Genomic DNA, 16,399 nt, shown 5'->3' with positions numbered 1-16,399 from the left:
TATCTCTCCTTGACAAAACAGCGCCCTCTTAGCGGACGGTCATGGTGAGAATGTGCAAGGGGCCACGCCAGTTGCGTCAAATACGCTGACTCGGCGAAACATTCCGTCAGACCCGAAGTATTGTGGAACGGCTCGGATGACCGACGGCATCGGATTGCTGTATAGCACCGCAACCGCCAGAATTCCCCAGGAGGACGACCGCATGAACGAAACGAAGTGGGATTTCTGGATAGATCGCGGCGGTACGTTCACCGACATCATCGGACGCGATCCCGACGGCAACTTGCACCCGCACAAGCTGCTTTCGGAAAATCCCGGAATCTACCGTGACGCCGCCATCCAGGGCATTCGCGACCTTCTCGGCATCCCGGATGGTGAAGCCGTGCCCTCAGGGCTGATCGGCGACATCAAGATGGGCACGACCGTCGCGACCAATGCACTGCTGGAGCGCAAGGGCGACCGCGTGCTGCTGCTCATCACCAGGGGATTTCGCGACGCGCTGCGCATCGCCTACCAAGCAAGGCCCGACATTTTCGCCAAGGAAATCATCCTGCCCGAACAGCTCTACGAGCGCGTCATTGAGGTTGATGAGCGGGTGCGGGCCGATGGCACCGTCGAAAGACTGCTCGATATAGCCACGGTGCAGCCGGCGATCCGCCAGGCGAAGCGCGATGGCATCGATGCGGTGGCCATCGTCTTCATGCATGCGTGGAAGTTCCCGGAGCATGAGCAGGCGGTGGCGAGAGCCTGCCGCAATCTCGGCTTCGCCCAGGTATCGGTCAGCCATGAAGTCTCGCCATTGGTAAAACTGGTCGGCCGCGGCGACACAACGGTCGTCGATGCCTATCTCTCACCGATTCTGTCGCGCTATGTCGGTCGGGTAAAAGCCGAGTTGAGCATCGATTCACCTCCCTCTGGTCTGCCAGAGGGGGGTCAATCCAACTCCCCCCGTCTTATGTTCATGATGTCGTCCGGCGGCCTGACCGCGGCCGAAAGATTCCAGGGCAAGGATGCGCTGCTGTCCGGCCCGGCCGGCGGCGTCGTCGGCATGGTCGAGACCGCCAGGCTCGCCGGCTTCAAAAAGGTCATCGGCTTCGACATGGGCGGCACTTCCACCGATGTCGCGCATTTCGACGGCGACTATGAGCGGGCCTTCGATACCGAGGTCGCCGGCGTGCGCGTGCGCGCCCCGATGATGCGCATTCACACGGTCGCCGCCGGCGGCGGCTCGATCCTGCATTTCGAAGCCGGTCGGTTCCGCGCCGGCCCGGATTCAGCCGGTGCCAATCCGGGCCCGGCCTGCTACCGGCGCGGCGGGCCGCTTGCGGTTACCGATGCCAATGTAATGCTCGGCAAATTGCAGCCGGATTTCTTCCCCGCAATTTTCGGCGCCGATCAGGATCAGCCCCTCGACGCGAACGTGGTGCGCCAGAAGTTCGAGGACCTCGCCGCCGAGATCGGCGATGGCCGCAGCCCCGAAGCGGTCGCCGAAGGCTTCGTTACCGTCGCCGTCGAAAATATGGCCAATGCCATCAAGAAGATTTCCGTGCAGCGCGGCCACGACGTCACCGAATACCTGCTGAACTGTTTCGGCGGCGCCGGCGGCCAGCACGCCTGCCTCGTCGCCGACGCGCTCGGCATGGAATCCGTCCTCATCCATCCATTTTCGGGTTTGCTTTCGGCCTATGGCATCGGGCTGTCCTCAGTCTTCGCCTCGCGCCAACAGGCCTTGCTGAAGACGCTCGCCGAAGATTCGCTCGACGCCGTAAACAACCTGATCGAGACGCTTCGCGAAGAGGCGCGCGTTGAACTCACCGAGCAGGGCATCGCCGAATCCGACATAGACTGGCGACCGCTGCTGCAAGTCCGCTACGACGGCACCGACACCGCGCTTCCGGTGAATTTCACGGTCGGCTCGATTGCCCAGGCGGTTCGTGATTTCGAAGCTGCCCACAAGGCACAGTTCGGCTTTGTCTATGACGACAAGCCGATGATCATCGAGGCAGTCGGCATCGAGGGCACCGACGGCAGCCGAGGCGGTGACGACGAGCCTGCCCGAACACTCACCGACGACCTGCCCGCCTCCGGCGGCACGCGAAAGCTCTACACCGGTGGTGCCTGGCACGATGCAACCATCTACCGCCGCGAAACCATGGCGCCCGGCCACAAGGTCTCCGGGCCGGCGCTCATCATCGAAAGCCACCAGACCATCGTCGTGGAGCCGGGCTGGCAGGGCGAGATCACCGGGCGCAACCACGTGCTGATGCGCAGGGTGGCCAAAAAACGGCGCATCGCGGCACTGGGCACAGAGGCCGACCCGGTCATGCTGGAGGTGTTCAACAATCTGTTCATGTCCATTGCCGAGCAGATGGGCGTGACGCTGCAGAACACCGCCTATTCGGTCAACATCAAGGAACGGCTGGATTTTTCCTGCGCTGTGTTCGACCGCACCGGAGCGCTGGTCGCCAACGCGCCGCACATGCCGGTGCATCTCGGCTCCATGGACCGTTCAGTCGAAACGATCATCCGTCTCAACGCAGGCGACATTCATCCCGGCGACGCCTTCGCCCTCAACGCCCCATACAATGGCGGCACCCACCTGCCGGACATAACCGTGGTTACGCCGGTGTTCGAGGAGCCTACCTCTGCCTCGATGCGGGAGGGTAAAGATCGCAAGATCCTCTTCTACGTCGCCGCGCGCGGCCATCATGCCGATGTCGGCGGTACCGCCCCCGGTTCGATGACGCCACTCGCCACCACCGTGGACGAAGAGGGCGTGCTGTTCGACAATTTCCGCCTCGTCAGCCAAGGCCGCTTCCGCGAGGCCGCGCTTAAGCGCCTGCTCACCGACCATCCCTACCCTGCCCGCAACCCGCACCAGAACATTGCCGACCTGAAGGCACAGCTTGCCGCCAACGAAAAGGGCGTGGCGGAACTGCGCAAGATGGTCGCCCATTTCGGTCTGGATGTTGTCGAAGCCTATATGGGCCATGTGCAGGACAACGCCGCCGAAAGCGTGCGCCGCGTGCTTGACCGCCTTCCGGACAGCTCAGAATGCGAGTACCCGACCGACACCGGGCAGGTGATCAAGGTCAGGATCACTGTCGATCGGCAGAAGCGCGAGGCGACGGTCGACTTCACCGGCACCTCACCTGTTGAGAAGAACAATTTCAACGCGCCGGAACCGGTGGCGCGCGCCGCCGTGCTCTATGCCTTCCGCGTGATGGTCGAAGACCAGATTCCGATGAATGCCGGATGCTTGCGCCCGATCAACATCGTCATTCCGGAAGGCTGCATGCTGAGGCCCGACTATCCGGCCGCCGTGGTCGCCGGCAATGTCGAGACGTCCCAGCACGTCACCAACGCGATATTCGCGGCCATGGGAGCGCTGGCGAATGCGCAGGGCACCATGAACAACCTGACCTTCGGCAACGAGCAATATCAGTATTATGAAACGATCTGCTCAGGCTCGCCGGCAGGGCGGATGAATAGTGGCCGAGGGTTTCACGGCACCTCCGGCGTCCATACCCACATGACCAACTCGCGTCTTACCGATCCGGAAATCCTGGAGCTGCGGTTCCCCGTGCTGCTCGAGGATTTCCATCTTCGCGAGGGCTCTGGCGGCAAAGGCAGGTGGAATGCCGGCGACGGCACGAGGCGCACCATCCGCTTTCTCGAAAAAATGGAATGCGCGATCCTCTCCTCGCACCGCGCGGCGCCCCCACGCGGCATCGAAGGCGGCGGCGATGGCGAAACCGGTTCCACGAAAGTCCGCCGCGATGACGGTTCGGTCGAGGTCCTCAAAGCTTGCGACCAGACACTGCTGGAGCCCGGCGAGGCGGTCATCGTCACAACGCCCACCGCGGGCGGTTTCGGCAGCCGATGAAGTGCGCCTATTCCAGCGCGGTTGCCAGCGCCGCCACAAGCGCCTGCGGCTTGTAGCCGAGCCGCGAAGGCGTCAGCCCGAGGCGGACGACCACCAGCCGTTCGGATGGTATGATCGCCGTCGATTGGCCGTCATGGCCAAGCATCCAGAACGTGTCGTCAGGCAGTTCGATGCCGTCGTCGGGGTCCACGCCTACCGGCCGCGGACCGGTCGGCCCGTGCAGCCAGACCTGCCCACGGCCATAATCGCCGTTGGAGGCGGGAGCGGCCTCATGCATCCAGGATACGAAACCGGCGGGTAGTATCCGCGCTCCGTTCCACACCCCGTCATCCGCCAAAAATTGGCCGAAGCGGGCCCAGTCGCGCGCCGTGGCGTAGAGATAGGACGATCCGGTAAACGTTCCGCGCGCGTCGGTCTCAAGCACTGCACTTGTCATGCCCAACGGATCGAACAACGCCGTGCGCGGCCACGCCAGCGCTCTTTCCGGGTTGCCCAGCGCCTCTTGCCAGAGTTTCGACAACAGCACCGCAGTGCCGCTGGAATAGCTCCACACTTGGCCTGGTTCGCGTGCCAACGGCTTGGCTGCGGCAAAAGCCGCCATGTCCGGCTCGAGATAGAGCATGCGCGTCACGTCGGTGACGTCGCCATAATCCTCGTTGAACTCAAGCCCGGATGACATCGCCATCAGATCGGCAAGGCTGATGCGGCCACGTTCGTCCTGCTTCCACGTCTCGAACAACCCCGTGTCATCCATCGCCATCCGGCCGTCTTTGACAAGGGTGCCGACAAGCGCGGCGTTGACTGTCTTAGTCATCGACCAGCCGAGCAGCGGTGTCGCCGCGGAAAATCCCGCGCTATAGCGCTCGCCGACAATGCGGCCATTCTTCGCCACAATGACGGCGCGCATGCCCGGCCCGACCAGGCCGGCATCATCGAGAATTGCGTTCAGGGCCAGATTCTGCGACGGTTCCACCCTCTCGCCGGCCGGCCACAGCGCGTCCGGCTTGCTGGCTTCGGCGGGTGGCTCCAGCGCAAAGGCTTTTGCCGCCGCCACGTCGCCGTCGGGCACGGAGGCGCAGCCGCCATTGTCGCGCACCACGGCGAGCCCCTTGCCGAACAGGCCGAAAAGTCCGGCCTTTATCGTTCCTGCTTCAGGATCGACGCTGACCGACATCAACCGCAACAATGGATGGCCGGGCGCCTGGACGTCGTCCTTCAGCACCTCGGCAGCATCGCGCCCGGCGACGAACACGTTCGAGCAGACGATCTTGGCCGCATAGCTCGACCCCACCCGGATGAGCGCGGGCGGCGCGACGTAGAGCCAGAGGCAGGCGCCGGCAAGGGCGGTCGCGACCGTCACCGCCAGGCACTTCACGCTTTTCCGCAAAACCCGCATCTCCGCCCACCGCGATACCAGCCACGGGGGTCATTCCTCACGCAATTGTCACGGCCTGTCGAGGCTATCAACGGAAAATCAACCATGTTGGCGCAAGACAAGGCTTGCCGTTTTCCTGTGCGGGCGGCGATAGAAATTGTATGCGGCGCGTGACTTTGCGAGCACACGCTGGTTTTATGCCGACACCGGAACCCGGTGCGAAGGAGAGGCGATGCGCCGTGTTGCGCCCTTGATACTGCTTGCAGCAGCGCTAGCCGCTTGCACCACAATGGACGATCTGGCACCCGTCGGCTCATCGACAAAGACGACGACGGCCAGCTATGGCGAAGTGATGGTCGCCTATCCGCGTTTCGGTGACAATGATCCGCACCAATGGAGTGCGCGCGCGCCCTGGCAACATCCCGTCCATGGCACCGATGTTTCCAAATACCAGCGGTCAGTCGACTGGCGGCAGGCAAAGGCCAGCGGCATTTCCTTCGCCTTCATCAAGGCGACGGAGGGCGGCGATCGCGTCGACGACTATTTCGCCGAGCACTGGCGAGAGACAAAGGCCGCCGGCATTCCCCGCAGCGCCTATCACTTCTACTATTTCTGCCGCACCGCAAAGGAACAGGCCGCCTGGTTCATCCGCAACGTGCCGCGTGAACGCGACGCCCTCCCCCCCGTGCTGGACATGGAATGGAACCCGCAGTCGCCAAGCTGCAAACTCAGGCCGCCTGCCGCCACGGTGCGCAGCGAAATGCGCACCTTCCTCGAAATCGTCGAAAAGCACTACGGCAAGAAGCCGATCATCTATACGTCGATCGATTTCTTCGACGACAACGGCCTTTCCGGCTTTCATGGCTATCCCTACTGGCTGCGATCGGTCGCCGGCCATCCGGGCGAACGCTACGGCAGCCATCCCTTCACCTTCTGGCAATATACCGGCACCGGGGTCGTGCCGGGCATCAGGGGCGATGCGGATATCAACGTCTTCAACGGCAGCAAGGCCGCATGGAAAAAGTGGCTGAAGGAAAACGCCGGCTGACAGCCCCCATCGTTACCAAAAAATCACCATTCCGGCAGGATCGCGCGCATTTCGCGCAAAGGCTGCACCGTGCCGCTGCTTTGCCCGTTTTTCGCCATGTCTTTTGGGCAAACGATGCTATTGAGCCGCTGGAGAAGCGCCTCGGCCGGAGTGGCCGGCAGCAGTCTCCAGGGCAACGATATTTCGACAGGTCGGTGCGGGACGCAGGCGCGAAGCCGGTCACCCTCTCTGGGTGTCCCGCTCCATGAGCTAGGAGCGACAGAAATGAGATTGCGGATCGGTGCGCTGGCAGCGCTTTTGGCCGCGACCACAGCGGCGCCCGTCATGGCACAGGAATGCGGCGGCGACTTTTCCACATGGAAGAATGCCATACGCGCTGAAGCGGTGACAGCCGGAGTCGGCGCAACCGGCCTTGCCGCGCTGGACAATGCCGAAATCGATCCGAAAGTGCTTCAGCGCGACCGCGCTCAAGGCGTCTTCAACCAGACCTTCGTCGAGTTTTCCGGCCGCATGATATCGGACTATCGTCTGAAGCACGGTGCGGCCAATTTGAAGAAATACGCCGAGGTCTTCGCCCGCGCCGAGCAGCAGTTCGGCGTTCCCGGCCCGGTGATCGCCGCCTTCTGGGCACTGGAAACCGATTTCGGTGCCGTACAGGGTGATTTCAACAGCCTGAATGCACTGGTGACCCTCGCCCACGATTGCCGCCGCCCGGACCTCTTCCGTCCGCAGGTGGTGCCGTTGCTGACGCTGATCGACCGGGGTGTGCTGCCCACCGACGTCAGGGGCGCCTGGGCCGGCGAGATCGGTCAGACGCAGCTTCTGCCCTCCGATTACCTGCTGCGCGGGGTGGATGGCGATGGCGACGGCGTCGTCGACCTCAGAAACAGCGCGCCCGACGTCATCATGACGACCGCGGCCAAGATCCAGTCACGCGGCTGGAAACGCGGTGAACCCTGGCTGCAGGAAGTCCGCGTACCCGACCAGATGCCTTGGGAAGAGACCGGACGTACCAACAAGCTGCCGATTTCGCAGCTTTCCGCCTGGGGCATCACCGACCGGCAGGGCAACCCGCTCAAGGACACCGGCCTCAAGGCCGGCGTCGTGCTGCCGATGGGCCATAAGGGCCCAGCCTTCCTCAGCTACGACAATTACGACGTCTATCTTGAGTGGAACCAGTCGATCACTTACACGCTGACCGCGGCCAATCTGGCGATCCGCCTTGCCGGCGAACCGCCTTTCGAGCGGCGCAGCCCGGAAGAGGGACTGACCGGCGACGCCATGAAGGCTCTGCAACAGAAGCTGCATGACAAGGGCTACGATGTCGGCGGCATCGACGGCATTCTGGGCACCAACACCCGCGAAGCCATCCGTCAGGAGCAGATTCGCCTCGGTCTGCCGGTAGACGGATGGCCGACACCCGCCTTGCTGGCAAATCTGTAGACGGAAAATAGCGGCCGGTTAGAGCGCCGTGCGTCCTTTCGGACGCACAAGGGACGCTCTAACACTTTGATGGAGCATCGGAATAATTCGAAAATCGCTTCCACTTTTCGGCCCGATGCTCAGCGCCGGCCGCCATCATTCTCAGCTCATGAAGAAGTTCTGCGTGCCGTGCGCTTCGATCGCCTCGGCCAGCCGGCTCAGTGCATGCACATAGGCGGCGGTGCGCACCGAAAGCCCCTTTTCCTGCGAAAGATTCCAGATCGCCCGGCCTTCGCGCTCCATGATCGCGCGCAGCCGATCGTGAATCTCTTCCACGGTCCAGTAGAAGCCCTGGCGGTTCTGCACCCATTCGAAATAGGACACGGTGACGCCGCCGGCATTGGCAAGAATGTCGGGCAGCACGACGACGCCCTTCTTGCCCAGTATGGCGTCAGCGGTAGCCGTCACCGGTCCGTTGGCAAGTTCCAGCACCAACCGCGCCTTGACCGTTTCGGCATTGGCTTCGTGGATCATGTTTTCCAGCGCCGCCGGCACCAAGAGATCGCAATCGACGCTGACGAGATGATCGGCCGACAGGAAGTCGTGCCCGCCCTGGCCGACTGTCGAGGCGACGGAGTGCCCTTCCGCCTTCGCCGCAAGCAGCTTGTCGAGGTCCAGACCAGCCTTCGACTGCACCGCACCCTCGGAGTCCGAAACCGCCACGATCTTGTGGCCGTCGCTGGCCAGCAGCCGCGCAATATGCTGGCCGGCATTGCCGAAGCCCTGCACCGCAACCCGCATCGAGCCGTTCAGGCCGAGTTCCTTCGCGAGATGGCGAACCAGATAGTAGCCGCCGCGCGCCGTCGCGTCGCCGCGTCCAAGCGAGCCGCCGAGCGCGATCGGCTTGCCGGTGATGACCGCTGGTTCCGCGCGGCCGACGATCTGGGCGTACTCATCGGCCATCCAGCCCATGATCATCGAATTGGTGTAGACGTCCGGCGCCGGAATGTCGCGATCGGGGCCAAGAATGCGCGAGAAAGCCTGGATATAGGCGCGTGACAAGCGTTCGAGCTCGGCCTTGGAAAGTGCCCGCGGATCGACCTGGACGGCGCCCTTGCCGCCGCCATAGGGCAGGTTCATGACCGCGCATTTGAACGTCATCCAGAAGGCGAGCATCTCGACTTCGTCTTCGCTGGCGTCCGGATGGAAGCGAATGCCGCCCTTGGTGGGGCCGCGCGTGTCGTCATAGCGGCATCGCCATGCCAGGAACGATTTTCGCGAACCGTCGTCCATTCTGATCATCAGGCGGACCTTTGTGGTTTCGCGGGCATATTTCAGCTTCTCAATCACATCGGCATCTATGGTGAGGTGGGCTGACGCCTCATCCAGACGAACGAGCGCGTGATCGAGAAGGCTGGCTTCTGCCATGATGTTTCCTATCTTTTAGTGCTAAGCTGCGACGCTGGTCGCAATCGGGCGCCATGAATTGCACAGCCGGTCGCCAAGATTCAATCCAAATCGGCTGATTTTTTGCAATTTTCATGCGCATCTTGTCGCTATTCACCGGATTCCTGCCTTAGAGGGTCGTTGCAACAGCATCACCGGCTCCGCTGACCTCCTTCCCGGGAGGGATTCGCCTTCACCTGGCGGATCGGATTTTCTTGGGTTTGGTTAAGCTGGCGTAAACTGCTGCACTGCAACACTCTTGCCCGAGGCACCGCATTCTGCGCAATGTGCGCAGGCAAAACGCGCGGGACGCGCATGGGACGGTAATAAGCATGCATCGGGTTGTGATAAGCGGTATCGGCGTGGAAATCCCCGAGGCCTCGATTACAAATGAGGAACTGGTCGCAAGTTTCAACGCCTGGGTGGACAGGGAAAACGAGCGGCGTCAAGGCAGCGGCGAGGAATTGCTGCAAAGGTCGGACGCCGACTTCATCTATCACGCCTCGGGCATCAAAACGCGCCATGTGATCGAGCGCGACGGCATTCTCGACCCCGCCCGCATGGTGCCCCGCCTCCCTGCCCGTCCCGATGAGGCGTTGTCTCTGCAGGCGGAATTCGGCATCGCCTCGGCTCGCCGAGCGCTCTCGCACGCGGCACTCGACGCCGCCCAGATCGATCTGGTGATATGCTCTTCCTCGCATCTCCAGCGACCCTATCCGGCCATTGCCATCGAGATGCAGCAGGCCATGGGCACGCGAGGCGCCGGGTTCGACATGGGGCTGGGCTGTTCCTCGGCCGCCGCTGCGCTGCACGTCGCGGTCAACCTCGTGCGGGCCGGCGCGCATCGGCGCGTGTTGGTGGTGGTTCCGGAAATCATCACAGGCCATCTCAACTTCCGCGACCGCCAGACCCATTTCATCTTCGGCGACGCAGCGGCTGCGATGATCGTCGAAGCCGTCGCGGACGGCGAAACCCGCGCCGGGCGCTTCGAGGTTGTCGATACGCGGCTCTGGACACAGCTTTCCAGCAACATCCGCACCAATCTGGGTTACCTGACGCGCACGGCGCAGGAAGACCCCTACATGGTCGACATGCAAGGCAACATGATCAAGCAGGTCGGCAACAAGGTGTTCAAGGACGTCACCGTCGCCGGTCACCGCTTCATCGTCGATTTCCTCGCCGAGCACGGCCAGACGCCCGACGATATCCGCCGCTTCTGGCTGCATCAGGCCAATGCGCGCATGAACGCGATGATCCTCAAACTGTCGTTCGGCCGCGAGGTCGGCCACGACCGGGCACCAATGGTTCTCGACCGGCTTGGCAATACCGCCGGCGCCGGCGCCGTCATCGCATTGCAGGAAAATCACGCCGACATGAAAGCCGGCGACTACGGCCTGCTCTGCGCCTTCGGCGCAGGCTATTCCATCGGCGGTGCGCTGCTGCGCATGATGTAGACATTCGCGACATATATCGACCGATAAGGCTTATTGGCTGGACGCAACCGGCATGTGCCGGCATGTTCCCGCGCCAGCCAGCATGAGGAACTCCCGATGCCCGATCTTCTGACGCCGCCGGAAATCATTCCGGTCCAAAAGTTTTCGGCCAGGGTCGCCGGACTCTATGTCGCGTTACGAAACGATTTCGAAACGCGGGTGACCGATACGCTCCCGCTCGGTTTCGAAGGCATCGAGAACGACTATCACTCCGGCTTCACCCGCCGGTCCAGCGGGCGCGAACCCTGGTATCGCCGCAACACCGAAATCCGCAACGAGCGGCAATTGTCGATCGTTGCGCCCGATGAACTCGCACTGATCGCCGCGCGGATGGAAATCCCCGAAATCCGGCCGGAGTGGATCGGGGCAAATCTGCTGATCGACGGCATCCCGCAGCTTACCATGCTGCCATCCGGCACGATGCTGTTCTTCAAGGGCGGCGTGACGCTGAAGATCGATGGCCAGAACGCGCCCTGCCGGCTTTCCGGCCGGCGTATCGCCGAGCGGGCGCGCATGGCCGATCTCGACGGCGGCTCGATGCTGTTTCCGAAGGTCGCAAAGCGGCTGCGGGGCCTCGTCGCCTGGGTCGAGAAGCCGGGCCAGATCGCCAGTGGCGAAGAGATTTCGGTGCGAGTGCCGGAACAGTGGATCTATCGCGCGTAAGGAACTGCAATTTTTCCGGCCTGCCTACTCCTCGTCCGCATCCGGATCGAGAAGTCGCGTCGCGCGCCATGAGGTGAGCACCGCATTGGTCTGGTCGAGTACGAAAAACCGTGCCGAGTCGCGGTCATAGCCCTCATCGAGCAGCCTGTCGTAGTCCGTATGCTGGTGGCGCACATGTGCCACCGTCGCCAGCCACACGGCGACCGCCGGCGGCAAGGTCTTCATGTGCCTTGCGCCTGCATCGCTGCGGATTCGTTCCGTGTCCGCGTAAGGCGCCATCGGCAGAAGTGCGGTCAGCGCCTTGGCGATGGCGCGCTGACGCCCGGTCGCGCCCTTCATTTCGCCGCAGCCCTACTCGAACTCGGCATCGGCAAAGGCGTCGACCCGCGCAATATAGGGTTTCAGGTCGATCACCGGCGTGCCGTCAAGCACGTCGATGGCATCCAGCACCAGGCGCCCTTCATCCATATCGAGCGAGATCAGCCGGGCAATATGCAGGCCGACCGGATTGGGCCGGATCGGCGAGCGCAGCGCGAAAACCCCCTTCGCCTTCTCGGCATGGCGCGGCTTCTGCACGATCAGGTTGCGCGAGGCTCGATCGAGCCAGGTCAGCACGACCACATGCGTGACCTCGGCAAGCCCGAGTAAACCGGGCCGATAGGGTTCATCGATCTCGATCGTCGCCTCGCCACCCTTCTCGCGGGCCTGCCGCATGTTCTTCGGGCATGTTTCGCGCGTCGCCCAGGCCGAACGGATACGGCCGATGAACACGACGTGTCCGTCGGGTGCAAGGCCGGCGGGATCGGCCAACAAGGCTGCCTCGCCCTCGCGTTTTTCGAACATCTCGTTCCTCCTGCATCGCTGCGCCATTTTCGTGTCGATGCGCGACATTGTCGTTGCAAATGATTAAAGCGTCATATAAAGATATGTTTATGTCTTTTCACGAGCGGCCATATGCGCGTAACCTTGGACTCTTTGATTGATACCTTGAAGGCGGCGGCTGAATCCAGCCGGCTGCGCATCCTCTCGCTGCTTTCACGCGGCGACCTGACCGTATCGGACCTCACCGACATTCTCGGCCAATCGCAGCCGCGCGTCTCGCGTCATCTCAAGCTCCTGCTGGAAGCGGGTTTGATCGACCGCTACCAGGAGGGCTCGTGGGCGTTTTTCCGCGTCTCGGACACCAACATCGCCCGCGACTTCGTGCAAGGCCTGGTTTCCCGCGTCGATGATCGCGATCCGCAGATCGAGCGCGATCTGGAACGGCTGAGCGGCGTGAAGCGGAGACGACAGGACCGGGCCGCCGAATATTTCAGCCGCAATGCCGCGAGCTGGGACGAAATCCGTTCCCTGCACGTCGCTGACCGGGCGGTGGAGCAGGCCCTCGTCAAGCTCGTCGGCAAGCGGCCGTTCCAGGCGATGCTCGATCTCGGCACCGGCACTGGGCGGCTCCTGGAAATTTTCGCCCCGCTTTACCGACGCGGCGTCGGCATCGATTTGTCCCGCGAAATGCTGACGGTGGCGCGGGCCAATCTCGACAAGGCGGGCGTGTCACATGCGCAGGTACGCCAAGGCGACATCTTTTCCCCTCCGGTCGAGCGCGATGCCTTCGATCTCGTCACCATGCATCAGGTGCTGCATTTTCTCGATGAGCCCGGCCAGGCTATTCGCGAGGCAGCCCGGCTGCTGCGGCCCGCCGGACGGCTGGTCATCGTCGATTTCGCACCGCACGCGCTCGAATTCCTCCGCGAGGAGCATGCGCATGTCCGGCTGGGCTTCTCCGATCACCAGATCGGCGACTGGTTCGCTGAGGCCGGTCTCGACCTCGAAGACACTCAGGACTTCGAACCACGCGGCGCATCCGAGGCGAAGCTCACGGTGAAGTTGTGGCTCGGCCGCGACCGCCGCCTGCTGATCGCCGATCCTGTCCCAACAAGTACATCTGAAGCGAGGGAAACCGTCTGATGTCCAAGTATGGTTTGTCACGCCGCTCCGATATCGGGGCGAAGTTCAAGGTATCCTTCGAGTTCTTTCCGCCCAAGACAGACGAGATGGAAGCGCGTCTCTGGGATACGGTGACGAGACTTGAGCCGCTGCAGCCGAATTTCGTCTCGGTAACCTATGGTGCGGGCGGCTCAACGCGCGAGCGCACCGGCCGCACCATCAAGCGTATCCTTACCGAGACCAGCGTTCAGGCGGCCGCCCACCTGACCTGCATCGGCGCGTCGCGCGAGGAAGTGGACGCCGTCATTCAGGAATTCGCGGCCCTAGGCATCAAGCGCTATGTGGCGTTGCGCGGCGATCCGGCCTCCGGCGTCGGCAAGACCTATGTGCCCCGCCCGGACGGCTATCAGAACGGCGCCGATCTGGTGGCCGGCCTCAAGGCAATCGCCGATTTCGATATTTCGGTGGCCGCCTACCCCGAAAAGCATCCTGAAAGCCCCGACTTCGCGACCGATATCGAGATGCTGAAGCGCAAGGTCGACAATGGCGCAACCCGCGCCATCACCCAGTTCTTCTTCGACAACGACCTTTACGAGCGCTACGTCGAACGGGTCCGCCGCGCCGGCATCTATATTCCGATCGTTCCGGGCATCCAGCCGGTTCACAACTTCCGCCAGGTGGCGAATTTCGCCTCACGTGCCGGCGCGCATGTGCCGGAGTGGCTGGCCGAGCGCTTCGACGGGCTGGAAGACGACCCGCAGACGCATGCGCTGGTGGCCTCCGCCGTTGCCGCCGAACAGGTGCTGGATCTTGTCGAGCGCGGCGTCGACGATTTTCATTTCTACACGATGAATCGGTCCGATCTTGTCGTCGCCATCTGCCACATGATCGGCATAAGGGCGCCGGCCTCCGCGCAAGGCTCGGCAGCCGCCTGAAACTGCGAAGGCCGGGCGCTGCGGGCCCGGCCTTCGTATTTGTTTTCGCCAGACTGTGCTGGCCCCCAGGGCTCAGCGGCTCAAGGAAGAACTCCCACGATAAGGGCGCCGACTACAGCGAACGCAGCACAAATCATCAACGCATTGATTGGCCGTGTAAGTCCCATTGCGTAGCCTCCTGTTGAGCATACCTCGAAGAGTCTAGGGGCATTCGAGCAACAGGCAAGCAGAAAATGTGCTGCATTGCGGCGCGATCGTGGGACAATCGGCCCGCCAAACCGCATTAGCCTTTGAAATTATTCGCCTATGGCGAATGTCGCGGCTGTGGATAAATTGTGGTCGGACGATGGCCGAATTGGGATATCGCTCAAGGCCAGCGGCCACCAAGCCTGTTTGATAACTCGTTCGGCTTAGGCCCATGACGTGGTTCTTCGAGGTCCGGAGCGGCGCGCAATTAACATACGTGAGCACCGGAGCGTAGAAAAACCACGTCGAGTGAGCAAATGCGCCCTTATCGCGTCAACCGCTTGTAGGTCATGCGATGCGGATTGGTGGCATCGGGGCCGAGACGGCGAATCTTGTCCTTCTCATAATCCTCGAAATTGCCCTCGAACCATTCGACGTGACTGTCACCCTCGAAGGCGAGGATATGGGTCGCCAGTCGGTCGAGGAACATGCGGTCGTGCGAGATGATGACGGCGCAGCCGGCATAGTTTTCCAGCGCATCCTCGAGCGCCGCCAGGGTTTCGGTGTCGAGATCGTTGGTCGGCTCGTCAAGCAGGAGTACGTTGCCGCCGGTCTTCAGCATCTTGGCCAGATGCACACGGTTGCGCTGGCCCCCGGAAAGATTGCCGACCTTCTGCTGCTGGTCGCCGCCCCGGAAATTGAACGACGAGCAATAGGCGCGCGTATTGGCATCGTGCTTGCCGAGCTTGACCACCTCGGCGCCGCCGGAAATCTCTTCCCAAACCGTCTTGCTGGGGTCGAGCGCATCGCGGCTCTGGTCGACATAGCCGAGTTTCACCGTTTCGCCGATGCGGATCGAACCGCTGTCGGGCGTTTCCTGGCCGGTGATCATGCGAAACAGCGTCGTCTTGCCGGCGCCGTTCGGGCCGATCACGCCGACGATGCCGCCGGGCGGCAGCTTGAAGGAGAGGTCCTCGATCAGCAGGCGGTCGCCATAGCCCTTCGTCAGGCCCTCGACTTCGATCACCACATTGCCGAGCCGCTCGCCATGCGGGATGACGATCTGCGTGTCGCTGGGGCGGCGCTTGTCGGCCTGCTCCAGAAGGTCCTCGAAGGCCTTGATACGGGCCTTCGATTTGGTCTGGCGCGCCTTGGGGCTGGAGGCGATCCATTCGCGCTCGCGCGAGATCGCGCGCTGGCGCGCGTCGTCCTCGCGCCCTTCCTGCTTGAGGCGCTTGGCCTTGGCTTCCAGATAGGCGGTGTAGTTGCCCTCGTAGGGAATGCCGCGGCCGCGGTCGAGTTCGAGAATCCAGCCGGTGACGTTGTCGAGGAAGTAGCGGTCGTGGGTGATGAGCAGCACGGCGCCCTTGTAGGCGCGTAGATGCTTTTCCAGCCACGCCGTCGTTTCGGCGTCGAGATGGTTGGTCGGCTCGTCCAGCAGCAGCAAATCGGGTTCGCTGAGCAGGAGCTGGCAAAGCGCCACGCGGCGGCGCTCGCCACCGGAAAGCTTGGTCACATCGGCGTCGCTCGGCGGACATTGCAGCGCGTCCATCGCCATCTCGACCTGCTGCTCGAGATCCCAGAGGTTCAGCCGGTCCATTTCGTCCTGAAGATGCGCCGATTCCTCCGCCGTCTCGTCGGAGTAGTTCATCATCAGCTCGTTGTAGCGCTCGATGATGGCCTTCTTTTTGGCGACGCCCTCCATGACGTTCTCGAAGACGGTCTTGGTCGGATCGAGCTGGGGTTCCTGCGCCAGGTAGCCGACGGTTGCGCCTTCAGCCAGCCAGGCTTCGCCGGAATATTCCTTGTCGAGCCCGGCCATGATCTTCAGGATCGTCGACTTGCCGGCGCCGTTGGGGCCTAGAATGCCGATCTTGGCGTCGGGGTAGAACGAAAGATGGATGTTTTCCAGCACCTTCTTGGTGCCGTAGGCCTTGGTCAGATCGGCCATGTGATAGATGAACTGGCGTGCCACGCTTGGCTTTCCTGTCGATGTTAGCG

12 protein-coding genes are annotated in these 16,399 nt (G+C 62.6%); 7 read left to right on the top strand and 5 right to left on the bottom strand.

Going from position 1 to position 16,399, the window contains the following annotated elements; genetic code table 11:
* Nucleotides 1-202 precede the first annotated feature (202 nt).
* On the top strand, nucleotides 203-3,886 hold the full coding sequence (locus ACLKMW_RS00620; protein WP_415722434.1) for a hydantoinase B/oxoprolinase family protein: 3,684 nt from the start codon (nucleotides 203-205) through the stop codon (nucleotides 3,884-3,886).
* 7 nt (nucleotides 3,887-3,893) lie between these two features.
* On the opposite strand, the gene ACLKMW_RS00615 is transcribed toward ACLKMW_RS00620, so the two are convergent.
* Complete coding sequence (locus ACLKMW_RS00615; RefSeq protein WP_415722433.1) at nucleotides 3,894-5,282, bottom strand: serine hydrolase domain-containing protein; 1,389 nt, start codon at nucleotides 5,280-5,282, stop codon at nucleotides 3,894-3,896.
* 211 nt (nucleotides 5,283-5,493) lie between these two features.
* On the opposite strand from ACLKMW_RS00615, the gene ACLKMW_RS00610 reads away from it, so the two are divergent.
* Nucleotides 5,494-6,309 (top strand): glycoside hydrolase family 25 protein, encoded by an 816-nt coding sequence (locus tag ACLKMW_RS00610; protein ID WP_415722432.1) that lies wholly within the window; start codon nucleotides 5,494-5,496, stop codon nucleotides 6,307-6,309.
* 264 nt (nucleotides 6,310-6,573) lie between these two features.
* On the top strand, nucleotides 6,574-7,752 hold the full coding sequence (locus ACLKMW_RS00605; RefSeq protein WP_415722431.1) for a lytic murein transglycosylase: 1,179 nt from the start codon (nucleotides 6,574-6,576) through the stop codon (nucleotides 7,750-7,752).
* A gap of 141 nt (nucleotides 7,753-7,893) precedes the next feature.
* On the opposite strand, the gene ACLKMW_RS00600 is transcribed toward ACLKMW_RS00605, so the two are convergent.
* On the bottom strand, nucleotides 7,894-9,159 hold the full coding sequence (locus ACLKMW_RS00600) for a Glu/Leu/Phe/Val family dehydrogenase (RefSeq protein ID WP_415722430.1): 1,266 nt from the start codon (nucleotides 9,157-9,159) through the stop codon (nucleotides 7,894-7,896).
* Between the two features lie 350 nt (nucleotides 9,160-9,509).
* Between ACLKMW_RS00600 and ACLKMW_RS00595 the strand changes: the two genes are divergently transcribed.
* Complete coding sequence (locus ACLKMW_RS00595) at nucleotides 9,510-10,631, top strand: beta-ketoacyl-ACP synthase III (RefSeq protein ID WP_415722429.1); 1,122 nt, start codon at nucleotides 9,510-9,512, stop codon at nucleotides 10,629-10,631.
* Nucleotides 10,632-10,727: 96 nt separating this feature from the next.
* Complete coding sequence (locus tag ACLKMW_RS00590) at nucleotides 10,728-11,333, top strand: MOSC domain-containing protein (RefSeq protein ID WP_415722428.1); 606 nt, start codon at nucleotides 10,728-10,730, stop codon at nucleotides 11,331-11,333.
* Between the two features lie 24 nt (nucleotides 11,334-11,357).
* On the opposite strand, the gene ACLKMW_RS00585 is transcribed toward ACLKMW_RS00590, so the two are convergent.
* Nucleotides 11,358-11,672 carry a DUF2293 domain-containing protein gene (locus ACLKMW_RS00585; protein WP_415722427.1) on the bottom strand — a complete coding sequence of 105 codons (315 nt, stop codon included), beginning with the start codon at nucleotides 11,670-11,672 and terminating at the stop codon, nucleotides 11,358-11,360.
* A 12-nt stretch (nucleotides 11,673-11,684) separates the two neighbouring features.
* Nucleotides 11,685-12,176, bottom strand: coding sequence for a tRNA (N6-threonylcarbamoyladenosine(37)-N6)-methyltransferase TrmO (gene tsaA, locus ACLKMW_RS00580; protein ID WP_415722426.1), 492 nt, complete (start codon nucleotides 12,174-12,176; stop codon nucleotides 11,685-11,687).
* A gap of 111 nt (nucleotides 12,177-12,287) precedes the next feature.
* Between tsaA and ACLKMW_RS00575 the strand changes: the two genes are divergently transcribed.
* Together ACLKMW_RS00575 and metF are read left to right on the top strand one after the other, a co-directional pair.
* Entirely contained in the window at nucleotides 12,288-13,298 is a 1,011-nt protein-coding gene (locus ACLKMW_RS00575; protein WP_415722425.1) for an ArsR/SmtB family transcription factor, read from the top strand.
* The gene (gene metF / locus ACLKMW_RS00570; protein ID WP_415722424.1) at nucleotides 13,298-14,212 is read left to right on the top strand and encodes a methylenetetrahydrofolate reductase [NAD(P)H]; all 915 of its coding nucleotides are present in this window, start codon (nucleotides 13,298-13,300) and stop codon (nucleotides 14,210-14,212) included. The genes ACLKMW_RS00575 and metF overlap by 1 nt, the downstream gene beginning before the upstream one ends.
* Before the next feature lie 511 nt (nucleotides 14,213-14,723).
* On the opposite strand, the gene ettA is transcribed toward metF, so the two are convergent.
* Nucleotides 14,724-16,373 carry an energy-dependent translational throttle protein EttA gene (gene ettA, locus ACLKMW_RS00565; protein ID WP_415722423.1) on the bottom strand — a complete coding sequence of 550 codons (1,650 nt, stop codon included), beginning with the start codon at nucleotides 16,371-16,373 and terminating at the stop codon, nucleotides 14,724-14,726.
* Nucleotides 16,374-16,399: the final 26 nt, after the last annotated feature.

Source organism: Borborobacter xinjiangensis (genome assembly GCF_047739745.1).
In the GTDB taxonomy this organism is placed as follows: Bacteria; Pseudomonadota; Alphaproteobacteria; order Rhizobiales; family Rhizobiaceae; genus Pseudaminobacter.
The sequence above is the reverse complement of the archived record's forward strand: the minus strand, read 5'-3'. Positions and strand labels throughout refer to the sequence as shown.